Below are 12,347 nucleotides of genomic sequence, written 5' to 3' on the forward strand. Positions count from 1 at the left end.
TAGATGATGTATGGATAGTACAGGTTGTTAACCACTGCCAGGCGCCACATGCTGACGCCGAACCGCATAGCGATCTTCCAGAGCGAATCGCCGTACTGCACGATATATGTGCGGCCAGAGGGCGGCGGATCCCCACAGGTGGGAATCACCAGGCGCTGGCCCACATAGATGTAATTGGGATTGACCAGACCGTTGGCGGCCATAATGGCCCGCACGGTAGTGCCGAAACGCCAGGCAATCCCCGAGAGGGTATCCCCCGGTCGCACGATATAGACCGTGGAGGGGCACGGCGTGGGCGTCGCACCGGGTGTGGGCGCCGGCGTGGGCGTCACGCCAGGGATGAACAACTGCTGGCCAGGGCGCAGGTAGTTCGGGTTAGGCAGGTAGTTGCAGTACAGGATGTCCTGCACCGACACACCGAAGTATCGGGCGATCTTGTACAGCCAATCGCCCCAACGCACTGTATAGACGATGCCCTGCGAGCAAAGGCCGCCGGGTGTGGGGGTAGGCGCCGGCGTCATCGTCGCGCCGGGCACCGTGGCGGTCGGGGTCGGCGTGGGCGCCGGCGAGGTGGGCGTCGGTGTGCCAGGCGCCGGCGTCGGCGTAGCCGTACAAATCGGACACGGCGTCGGCGTGGAGAGCGGGATGAACAGCTCCACATGGCGCAGGTCGCCGTTCGTCGTCCAGACCGGGCTGTCCGGCCCCACCGCCAGGGCGGCGCGCCCGTTGATGGTGAAGTAAATGGTATCGCCCGGATGCGCGCCCGGCAGGCCGATGGACGCGCCCATGCAGGCCAGCAGGCCGTACTTGCCCGGCTCGGTCACGGTGAAACTGCCGCATTCCACCCCGTCGGGGCTCCATGCCCGCACCACTGCGCCGACCGGGATGGGCTGGCCCTCATAGATGGTGTTAATGCCGTAGAAGTTGACCCATTCGGGCGAGCCAGGAGGTCCAGAGGGCGTGGAGGTGACGGTGGGCGCCGGCGTATTGGTCGGGATGGGCGTCAGCGGCGGCACTTCCAGCTCCACATGGCGCACGTCGCCGTTGATGGTCCAGACCGCCGAGTCAGGCCCAAGGGCGTTGGCCGGCCGGCCGTTGATCTTGAACGAGATCGTGTCGCCAGGATGCGCGCCCGGGACGCCCAGCGGTGCGCGCACGCACGGTAGGACACCGTACTGGCCGGCGGTCATCACCACAAACTGGCCGCATTTCGTCCCATCGGGTGCGAACGCCTCCACCAACGCCCCCGGCGGCACCGGCGCGCCGTAATAGGTGGTGGCAGTGCCGTAGAAGTTCACCCATTCCGGCGGTACGGATGTCCCGCCGGCCGGCGTCGGGGTCGGGGTATGGGTGGCCGTGGCCGTCGGGAAGGGCGTCAGCGGCGGGACGTCCAGTTCCACGTGCAGGCGAGCGCCCATTTCCGTCCAGACCGCCGCATCCGGCCCCAGGGTGCGGGCGGCGCGGCCGTTGACGGTGAAGATGACGTTCTCGCCCGGCTGGACGCCCGGCTGGCCGTTGGCCGCGCGGTAGCAGGAGAGCAGGCCGTAGTAGCCGGCCTGGTTCACCACGAACTCACCGCACTTCACCCCGTCCGTGCTCCAGGCTTCCACCCGTGCACCGACCGGCAATGGCCCACCGTCATAGGTGGAGTTCTCGCCGTAGAAGTTCACCCACTCCGGCGGCGTGGTGCCGGGCGTGGAGGTGGCCGGCGGCACAGCGGTGAAGGTCGCCGTGGGCGCGGCCGGCGTAGCTGTCGGGGGCACCGGCGTGAAGGTGCGGGTGGACGTGGCCGTATTTGCCGGCGGCACCGGGGTATCGGTGGGCGGGACCGGCGTGTTCGTCGGAGGCACCACACCGCCGGCGCTCAGCTCCACCTGGATGACATCCCCGTTGGCCGTCCACACGGGCGAACCTGGCCCGAGGGCGGTGGCCGGCAGACCGTTGATGTGGAAGGTGATGGTATCGCCCGGGCTGGCGCCCTCATCGGCAGCGGTCATCGGGTCGTCGCGGTACACCGGCATGACGCCGTAGCGGCCGGCGGTGTGCACGACGAACTGCCCGCACAGCACCCCCTGCGGGTCATAGGCGGTGATAACCGCCCCTGGGGGCACCGGCGCCCCGTTCAGCAGGGTGTTCAGCCCGTAGAAGTTGACCCATTCGTTGGTGGGAACCGGCCCCTGGGCCCCGGCGGTGGCCGGCAGTGCCAGCAGAAGCGCCAGCAGGGCCAGCAGTAACCACCGGAACAGCGTGCGTTTCGACAATGTTTCAGGCATTCCTGCCTCCTTCAGCGCAACTTCTCCCCTCGACGTGCAGAGTTTCGCGACACTGCACGCGCGGTCAGGCTCTGTTAGTGTGGGGGAGGCCGCTGCTCTGGCCTCCCCCATGGCGACGGTCTGTGATTACTGCTCTGTCCACTGCTTCACTTTGATGGGCAGGAGAGAGCGCAGAGGCCCGATGACGATATCCACCCGCTCCATGTTGCCGGGCCACACCGGGTCCTTCGGCATGGTGATGACCGGCTCATCGTTGACGGTGAAGCGGATGATATCGCCGACCTCCGCGCCTTCGTCCTCCGGCGTCTGCGGATCATCGCCGTAGACCGCCATGACGAAGCCGCCCTCCACCGCCACGACTGCCTCGCCGCACAGCACGCCGTCCGGGTCAAAGGCCCGCACCACCGCGCCCACCGGCAGAGGATCGCCGTGGAAGCGGGAGTTGAGCGCCACGAAGTTGGCCCAGATGTTGGACGGCGGCACCATGGTGCTCAGCACGTTGGGCTCCAGCTCGGAAGCGGCCATGGCGAAGCCCTCGGGGTAGACCAGGGTCGCCGGCGCCGTGAGCTTCACCCAGTAGCCGTGGCCGGGTTCCATCTGATGCAGGCTGTTCAGCCCAGGCGGCAGGTCTGGGTAGTAGGACAGGGCGCCGTTGTCCCAGCCAAGCACCACCGAGTACAGGCCGTCGATGCTCTGGAGCGCCACGTCCACCGGCAGAGGCGACTCGGGCAGGTAGCTGACCAGGTTCCAGCCGGCGCACAGGTAGATGGGCGTGCTGTCCGGGATCTCAAAGCCCTGCACCGTCAGCGTGGCGCTGGAGTTCATGTAGATCCAGTAGCCGTGATACGGATCCATGTGCTGGAGACTGCTGAGCGCCGGCAGGTCCGGATAGTAGCTCAGGCCCGGCGTCCCTGCGTTGCAGTCGAAGGACAGCACCCGTGTGTAGCGGCCGGCGATACCCGACAGCACTGAGGCAATGGCCGGGTCCGTCGGGAAGACATCGAAGCTGATGAGGTTCCAGCCCTGCCGCAGGTTGATGGTGCGCACCGCCGGCGTCATCGTGTAGCGGTTGACGTAGATGTCCTCCACATCCTGCGGATCGTACCAGAACTTCACCCTCAGGCTGTTCATCCAGATGTCGTTCTGGTCAAACAGCCCATCGTAGTAATCCGCCAGGTACTGATTGGTGGGAGGTGCGGGCGGCTGTGGCACCGGCGGCCAGTACAGCATAGCGTAGTTGGGCCCCATGTTGGGCGCAGGGATGCTAATGGGGCTGTCGCCGCCGCGGTATGCCGCCAGCTCCACCTGCTGGTTCCAGGTGATGAGCGGGTCGTCCGGCGTCGTCGGGTCCAGCGGCGGCAGAGGACAGCCGTAGAAGTGGGCGATGCTCTCGGTGGAGCGCCAGTTGGAGGTCAGCAGGTACAGTTCGCCGGCCCGGAGCCGCAGTTCAGTGAAGCGGTCGGGCAGGGTGTTGAACTGCTGGGTATTCCAGCGGTTCTCGCCGGCCGTATCCAGTATCTGCTTCAGCTCGCCGAAGAACTGCGGGTCGCGGTCCTCCGAGATGATGCAGATATCCAATGCCGGCACCACCCGCGACGGCCGCGCAATGCCGGCGCAGTCGCTGTCATACCAGAAGGGGATGGCGAACTTCGCCGGATCCAGGGTCACGATATCCTCGGAAATGGTATGGGTGCGGTCGAACGGCGGCATGACCGAGATCAGATCCGTGTTCACGTCCCACACCAGGCCCTGGAAGTAGCCCTGGAGCACCTGGGAGTCCTGCTGGTTGACGAAGGTGACCTTGGGCACCGGCGTGCGGATGGTGATGTACTTGAACTCGGTGGGGTCCTCGTTGACGCCGGCATCGCCCTGATACTCCGCCCGGATAGCCACCACGTTGTACTCGTGGCCGTCCACGAAGAAGCGCTTCAGGTACCACGGATCGCCAGGCTCGAGGTCATGACCGCCGGCGCCGTCGTCAATGGCGGAATAGGTGGCACCCAGGGCGCGGCCGATGGTGATGGTCGCCTCTTCCAGCGTGCGGTTGACGCTGTGGACGTAGATGAACCAGCCGCCGTCCACGGAGCCCAGGTTGTCCGTGCCGTTGGCGATGCGGCGGACATAGCCGCGGTTGCGGCCGGCGATGGCGGCATCACCCGGCTGGAGGTCCGTCGTGGAGCCCAGGCTGGGCACCGGCAGAGGCTGGAGTGAATAGCCGCCGCCCGGCTGTGGGAACAGCCCGCCGCCCGTGTACCAGAGCTGGAACTGCGCCTGGGCCACGCCCAGCGGCGTGCTGGCCACATTGTTCAGCGTGACCATGTAGTCCAGGAACTGGGCGCTCTGGCCGATGCGCAGGTGGATGTTCTGCACGGCGAAGACCACTTTCTCGTCGCCGGTCATGCGGGGGTTGCCGCCCACACCATCCGGGTCCAGGAAATCAGACCCGGAGCCGTTGCCGTCGAAGTCCAGGGTCACGGTGCCCAGATACTGGTTCAGGCTGAACTCCGAATGCACCCGCACGATGTCCGGCGTGCCGTCAAAGTTGGCATCGAAGCTGTTGATGCCGTAGCCGAAGCTGGGCAGCCGGCTGGGAGGCAACTGTCGGGTGCTCGGATCAGGCCGCGGCAGGCCATCCGCATCGGTAGCCATGGGGAAAGCGATGTTGGTAGCCCCTGGCCGGCCGTGCGTCGGCTTGTCGTTGGTATCCAGCACCATGTAGGTGAATTCCTGCATCACCGCCGGGAAGCTGTAGATAGACGAGTCGGCGATGCGAATCTTGTCGTAGTACTGCGGCTCATACCACATCCGCAGGAAAACCTTCTCGCGGGCATCCTGGCCTTCCACGGAAATCTGCCCATACAGCCCGCGCAAGGGATCGGTCAGGCTGTTATCGCGGCTCATGTACACCGGATTGAAGGTCAGGGAGTCCTTGCGCGGCGCTTCGGGCAGGTCGGGGTTGAAGGGCGCCCAGGGATCGCTGTAGGGCATGACCTCCACCGGATAGGCTCCGTTGACGGGGTCAATATAGTCGCCCACGGTGCCCATGCCGGCGCCCTCGTTCAGGCGGCCGTACAGGCGGATGCCCTCCTCGTCCTTGTACTTCTTCCCGCCCTCCGCTGGATCGAACCAGAACTGCACGCGGGGTACATCGCGCGGCGCCCAATAGCCGGCGAAATCATTCACCGTGGTGTTGCGCACCCAGGTCTCGCGCACCGGGTCCCACACCAGGTTATACGCCCAGGGCGGCGGGCTGTCCTGGATCCACTGCAGCATCTCCGTCTGATCCGCCAGGAAAGAGCTGGTGAGGAGATAGAGGTCCCGCACGCCGGCCGGCATGCGCCTCGCTTGGATATCGGGCAGCACCAGCTCCGTATAGGCCCACGGCTGGGTCCAGAACTGCTGCACGTACCAGAACTCGCTGAAGGGCACCGGATCTTCGGTGTTCGGGTTCGGCACCTCGCCGTACAGCTCCTTCAGCTCGCCCAGGTACTGCCAATTGACATCCTCCGCCACGTAGAACAGGAACATCTCCCGCGGGTCGCCGTAGGGCACGTTGGGGTTGATGCCGTAGTACGGGAAGGGGCCGTTGTGCTGGAGGATGGGCGGCACCGGGCCCACCAGCCGGCCGACATAGTCAATGAACGGCTCCACCATATCGGGTGTCGTGCCGGTCGTCGGCGGGACCGTCTCATCGGAGAAGCGGGTGATGGTCTGGATGTCGGTGAAGATAAAATGCTCGTAGTTATACGGCGGCATCACCGACAGCCAATCTAACGGCCCGTAATCCTGCAGTTCAATGGAATGCTGAGCGATGTAGACCGGCACTTTCGGCACGGGAGTGCGGATGGTGATGAAACGGAAGCCCTCGGTCCCTATCGTGCCGATCGCCGTCACGTTGTACTCATGACCATCCACGTAGAAGCGTTTGAGGAACCAGGGGTCGCCCGGCTGCAAGTCGGCGGAGAACGGCGCGCTTTCCATGGCGCTGTACGGCGCGCCCAGGCCGCGGCCGATGCGCACGGTCGCGGCGTTGTCGCGGGCATCCACCGCCACCAACTGGACAAAGAAGGGGCTGACCGGCACGGCCGCTACCCCATCACCGCCGTTGGGCGCCGGCGTCTCAGAACCGTGGCGATCGATGAAGCGCACCGCGCCGTTGGGGATGGTATGGGCATGCGCCGGATCATCCGGGATGCGGTCGCCCACATAGCGCACCAGCACCACCGCATCGCTGTCGCCCACCGCCTGGAGGGTCACCAGATAATCCAGGAACTGGACGGATTCGCCGAGACCCAGCCGGACCGGGTTCAGGCTCAGCACGACCAGCTCGTCGCCGCTCAGCGGGGCCCCGTCCGTGCTCAGATTATCCAGCGCCTCGTCGCCGTCGAAGTCCAGCCAGGTCCCCGCCGGCAGGCCCAGCTTGGTAGCCAGGGTGGCCTCGCTGTCGATGTTGACGATATCGCCGGCGCCGTCGAAGTTGGCATCCAGGCTGGTCAGACCGTAACCGAAGCGGGCGTTGCCGGACGTGGTGTCCACGTTACCGCTACCGTCAAAGAGGTCGCCGGCGCGCATGGCCATCGGGAAAACAAAGGAGGTGCTGCCGGCATTCCCCACCGCCGGCAACGGCAGACGGCTGGGCGATGCCCCAGGAGTATAGCCGATGTCGGTGAGCTGATACGTGAACTCCTGCATCAGCGCCGGATAGACGATATCCACCGTCTCGCTGATGCTCCCATCGGCGTTCAGGTCCTTGTCCAGATGGCGGGGCTCGTACCACATGCGGAAGTAGACCTTCTCCGACCCATTGATGCCGCTGATGTAGATGTCCTGGTAGAGCCGCTGGTTCTCATCCGGGGTGTATTCCTCATGCATCCAGATGGGATCCCACGTGATGAAATCCTTGCGCGGCGCCTGCGGCCCTTGCGGGTCGAAGATGGAGCCCAAGTCCGTGTAGGGGGGATCTTCCGGGGCAAGGGAGGTGATGGGATCGACGGCGAGAGCATTGCCGGCGCCCTCGTTGTCCCGCCCATAGACCCGCAGGGTGTTATACTCCCCCGCGCCAAGCTGTGAAGCCCCCACATCCTGTCCGGCACCTGCCTGGGGCGAGCTGGCGGAGGCCGGCGCAACCATGACGTTCGGGAGAAGGAATCCCACCACCATGACGACGATCATTGCGGCGCACAGCGCCTGCCAGGGGAATGTCCTACGCATAGCATCCTCCTTTATTCTTGAGCCTGCCACTCGATGTGTAGGCAATGACCACCAGCCGGACTCGTACCTGCGCGGGAACCTTCACGTATACATAATATCACACGTGCTATCCTGTGTCAATACAAATTACATAACTGGGGAAATCTTAACGTAAAAGTATACGTCAGCATATTGCCCTGTTGATCCAATCGGTCTTCATCCGACCTATCCAGATGCCAGAGCAACCGCGATGGCAAAGAGGTGCTCTTCGGGGCCGGCCCACCCCAGGCCGACACAGCATCCGCACGCGATCCGGCGCGCTGGGGCGATATGGCACGCGCTCGTACATTAAGACGCAGGAGGGACGCCGGCGGTACGGAACCGCTCTCCCTGCCGGCAAACATATCGCTTACATTATACCATAACTTATCGGTTTTGCACGCCCAATTTGGGCCAGGTAGTATATCCGATCCCGAAATTCTTACGGGGCCGCCACACGGTAGGCGACGGTGAGGCGCGGACGCACAGAAGGATTAGGGGCTTCGGAGGAGGCGAACTGATACTCCACCCAATCGCTGGAAGAAGGCGTGCGAAGCAGGACGCCGGCGTTGCTCTCGGGATACTGCACCCAATCCTGCACGAAAAGGGTCACATCCCACACATACCACCAGCCGGCACGCGTGGCCAGCACCGTCGCAAGAGGGCTTGGCTCGCGATCCACGACGCCGTTACAGCCGGCCTCCTGCCACGCCTGCCCCACATCCGCCCACAGCCAACTGGCGTTCCCCTCAGACCAGGGCCGCTTGACACGATACACTGCCACAGAGAGGGGCGCCTCGGCAGTGCGCCCTTCCGCATACAGCTCTAACCGCGCTTCGGCCACATATGCCCGTTTGGGAATGGAGGAAAGGTCAAACATCAGCAGGGCACTGCGCACATCGTAGGCATGCACCCGCAGGGTTCCATCCCCACCGAAGTTGCTGTACGGGGACCAGGCATCCAGCGTGGTATCCCGCGTGCCGGCATACCCCCCGCTCCCCTCCTGAAACACCACCACCGTCAGCGGCCCGCTCAGCGGCGGTAGTTTGGTCACCAGGGGCAGAAACACCTTCCTCCCGTTGGGGAAAGGAGTCGGCCGAGGGGTGGATGTAGCGGTCGGCGTTGGGGTAGCGGTGGCCGGCGGGCCGGCAATCGTCAGGTCCAGCCAGCTGGTCGCGGCGCTGTGCCACACGCCTGTCTGCTGGGCCTGCCGGCGCTCCCCCAGCACATCCACCCAGAAATACACCGTCTCGCCATCCTGCGCGCCGTCCTTGGCCGGCGTATCCGGGTCATCGCCGTTCACCGCAATAGCATATACGGACTGCCCGTCCTGCATCTGCACGACGGCATGTCCGCATTCCACCGGGGTGGTGCCGTTATACACGAAGGCAGTAATCGGAGAGCCGGCGGGCACGTTCCCCCCATCCATGAGGACGCTCCCCCAGAAAACCGCCGGCTGAGGGGGAATGGCGTGCGCCGGCGCCTGGAACGCCCCGGACAACAGATACAACACGGCGGTACAAACCAACACGGCAGTAATGCCCATCCACGTCCAACGAGGCTTCATCGCAAATTCTGCGCTCCCTTATCGAAGGATAACTGCCAACCTTATTGGGTAAGACGTGCAGGGAGCAGAATGGGATACGGAAGCCATTTTGTCAAATTTGCAGGGCTCTCACAGCCGGCACCTTGCCGGGAAGGCCATATACAGCATGGCCATTCCCTGCATCCCTGGTATAATTAGGTGGGACATGCCGGCCATTTCTTCTCGGAGGCAACCGGTGCAGAAGTTCTTGATCACCGCAGGCATCATCATGCTCTTGTTCGCCGGCACCACCGGTCCCGTGCAGGCCGGCCCCGGCGATGAACCGATCCCCATCTATGCCATCCAATTCACGACTGCCCTCGACGGCGCCTCGCCCCTGGCCGGCCAGACCGTCACCACCAGCGGCATCGTCACCGCCGTGTACCGCCAGGGCTACGTCATCGCCGAGCCGGCCGGCGGCCCCTGGAGCGGCATCTATGTCTACGACCCGGAGCACCTCCCCACCCCCGGCGATGCACTGCGCCTGCGCGCCCGGGTCGAGGAATATTACGGCCTGACCGAACTGGTAGATATCCAGGAATACGTCCTGCTGGCAGACGGGCGCCCTCTGCCGCCGGCCCTGCGGATCCCCTGTGCGGAAATGGCCGCCGAGGCCTACGAAGGGGTGTTGGTGGACCTTGGCCCGGTCTCTGTCCGCTCCGCTGTGCTGGGCTTCGGCGACTGGGAGGTCTCCGACGGCGCCGGCACGGCCGTGGTTGGAAATCGGGCAGACCTATGGTACCTGCCCCACGCCGGCGACATGCTGTCGTTCCTTCGCGGCGTGGTCTTCTTCTCCTACGATGCCTTCAAGCTCGAGCCGCGCGGCGATGAGGATATCGGACTGCCCCCGCCGGCCCCCTTTGCCCTGCACGGCACGGTCATGACACCGGAAACCGTGCTGCCCAATGCCTATGTGGTTGTGCAGGGGCAGTATATCTCCGATGTCACGACCGTCCGCCCGGCCGGCATGCCGGTCGTGGAGGCCGGCGGCCTCATCCTGCCCGGCCTGGTCAACGCCCACGACCACCCACCCTACAACATATTCCCGGAGCTTTCCTTTGGCCAGACTTTTCCCAACCGCTATGCATGGCAAAGCCATCCCGCATACCGCGCCTTTCGAGAGCGCTTCTCCGCCCTGCAGGCCGGCGGCCTGATCTGCGAGATGTGGAAATATGCCGAGGTGCGCGCGCTCCTCGCCGGCAATACTACACAACAGGGCGCCTACCCCACCACCTATTGGTCCTGCTACGCCCATCCGCGCATCCTGGTGCGCAACCCCGAGCGCATGAACCCCGCCCTGCGCACCGAGGTTTTCCCCATGGAGCTGAACGAAGGCGCCCGCGAGACCATTCGCCGGCGCGTGGCCAGCGGCGCATACCGCCGGGTCATCATCCATCTCAGCGAGGGCACCGACGCGGGCTCCCTGGCGGAGTTCACCACCTGGCAGGGCTGGGGGCTCCTGCCGGCCAGCGTCATCATCCACGGCATCCCCTACGGCCCCGCCGAGTTCCAGGCGATGCTGTCCGCCGGCGCTTCCCTGGTCTGGTCGCCGCGCAGTAACCTGCGCCTGTATGGCGCCACCCTGGACCCGCGGCCGGCGCTGGCCCTTGGACTCCCCGTTTCCCTGGCGCCCGACTGGACACCCACCGGCTCCTACGACATCCTGCGGGAGTTGGCGTTCGCCAGGGGCTGGAGCCGGGAACAGTGGGACAGGGAAATCCCCTCCGAGACACTGGTGAATATGGTGACCACCTATCCCGCGGCGCAGTTGGGGCTGGAAACCCGGCTGGGGAGCGTTGCCCCGGGCTTTTTGGCGGACCTGGTGGTCCTCGCCGGCGGCGCCGGCGACTCCTATGAAACGGTCGTTTCAGCCCGGGCACAGGATGTGCGGCTGGTCATTATCGGCGGAGAGGCTGTCTATGGGCTGGAGGGCTTGATGACCGCTGTGCACGGCACCGCCGCCGGCGAGCCGATCACCGTGTGCGGGGAGCGCCGGCGCATCCGGGTCGCCGTCGACGCGCCAACCGTCCCCAAAAGCGGACAGACCCTGGCGGACATCACCGCCCTGCTGTCTCAGGCGGAGCCGGGCCTCCTGCCTCTGGACCCCTGTCAGGCCTATCGGGCCTGGCTGCCGGCCGCCGCCCGCGGAAGCCCTTAGGCCTGCGCCGCGCGTTCCCGCATCACCCGCTTCGGCTCCGGCAGTTGACCGCTCAACAGCAGGGCCGCCAGGATGAAGCCCAGGGTCACCCCGAACAGCACCCCATAGGAGGAAACCTGCAGGATCCATCCTCCGAGGATGGAGACCAGGGAGACCGGGCCGGCCAGCGTGTTGGAAAGCCCGATGTACAAGGGGCGCTGTGCCGGCGGCGCATAGTCGATAATGAAATTCATATGCCCGATGAAGAAACCGGCGGTGCTGGAGGCACTGATGCCCAGGAAGAAGAACAACAGCACGAAAAGGGCTTGTAGGAGGAGGCCGGTATGGCGCAGGAGCGGGGCCAACAGTGCCGCCACCAGGATGCCGGCGCTGATGAGCAAGACCACCCGGATAATCAGCCGACTGCCACGGCGGTCATAGACATAGCCCAGGACCAGACTGCCGACCGCCGAGCCGACCACCTGGGCCGAGAGAAAGGCGCCGGTCAGGCTGGCCGGCAGGCCCAGCTCGCGCGTGGCGTACAGCACGAAAAAGGGCAGGGCCAGGCTGAAGAACCCGCCCAGGATGCGCACCGCCATCCAGATGACGAACGGGCGATCAGTGCGCAGGATCGCACCGAGCAGAGGGATATACTCGCCCCAGGTAGGTTGGGCTTCTGACGTGGGATTGGCCTCCGCCGGCTCCTCCAGCGGCAGGAACAATACCAGCGCGACCCAATATGCCGCCGCGGCAAACACGGCCAGCCATGCAAAGTTCAGCGGGAAGGGCGGTGCGCTGGGGCTCAGATAGTAAGCGACGACCGCCCCCACCCCCACGGAACAGATGGCGAAAAGCAGTTCCTGTAGCCCCATCAGTCGGCCGCGCACCGATGCCGGCACCGCCCGGCCGAAGAAATCCAGCCAGGGCACGCCGATAAGTCCATCCACCAGGGCCGCCACCATGACGCACAGGACGAAGACACCCAACAGCATCATCTGGCGGCCGGCGGGGATGCGGAACAATGCCCAGGCCAATGCCGAGTAGGCCAGCGGAGCACCCAGCGAAAAGTACACCAGATAGGGCTTGCGGCGCGGCTTCTTGTGGATCCAGCGCGCCGCCACCA

5 protein-coding genes are annotated in these 12,347 nt (G+C 65.2%); 1 reads left to right on the plus strand and 4 read right to left on the minus strand.

Annotated elements, in window-relative coordinates:
* The 3 genes from H5T60_05315 to H5T60_05325 all read right to left on the minus strand — a co-directional run.
* Window positions 1-2,273, minus strand: a 2,273-nt coding sequence (locus tag H5T60_05315; protein ID MBC7241846.1) for a LysM peptidoglycan-binding domain-containing protein, incomplete at its 3' end; no start/stop codon positions are given.
* 126 nt (window positions 2,274-2,399) lie between these two features.
* Window positions 2,400-7,484 (minus strand): hypothetical protein, encoded by a 5,085-nt coding sequence (locus tag H5T60_05320; GenBank protein ID MBC7241847.1) that lies wholly within the window; start codon window positions 7,482-7,484, stop codon window positions 2,400-2,402.
* A 460-nt stretch (window positions 7,485-7,944) separates the two neighbouring features.
* Window positions 7,945-9,069 (minus strand): DNRLRE domain-containing protein, encoded by a 1,125-nt coding sequence (locus tag H5T60_05325; protein ID MBC7241848.1) that lies wholly within the window; start codon window positions 9,067-9,069, stop codon window positions 7,945-7,947.
* Window positions 9,070-9,283: 214 nt separating this feature from the next.
* On the opposite strand from H5T60_05325, the gene H5T60_05330 reads away from it, so the two are divergent.
* Entirely contained in the window at window positions 9,284-11,245 is a 1,962-nt protein-coding gene (locus tag H5T60_05330; protein ID MBC7241849.1) for an amidohydrolase family protein, read from the plus strand.
* On the opposite strand, the gene H5T60_05335 is transcribed toward H5T60_05330, so the two are convergent.
* Window positions 11,242-12,347, minus strand: a 1,106-nt coding sequence (locus H5T60_05335; GenBank protein MBC7241850.1) for an MFS transporter, incomplete at its 5' end; no start/stop codon positions are given. The genes H5T60_05330 and H5T60_05335 overlap by 4 nt on opposite strands.

The sequence above is a fragment of the Anaerolineae bacterium genome (assembly GCA_014360855.1).
In the GTDB taxonomy this organism is placed as follows: domain Bacteria; phylum Chloroflexota; class Anaerolineae; order JACIWP01; family JACIWP01; genus JACIWP01.

Excerpts from the sequence above, each read along its gene's own strand:
- H5T60_05320 (MBC7241847.1), bottom strand. The coding sequence starts at position 7,484 with ATGCGTAGGACATTCCCCTGGCAGGCGCTGTGCGCCGCAATGATCGTC.
- H5T60_05325 (MBC7241848.1), bottom strand. The coding sequence starts at position 9,069 with ATGAAGCCTCGTTGGACGTGGATGGGCATTACTGCCGTGTTGGTTTGT.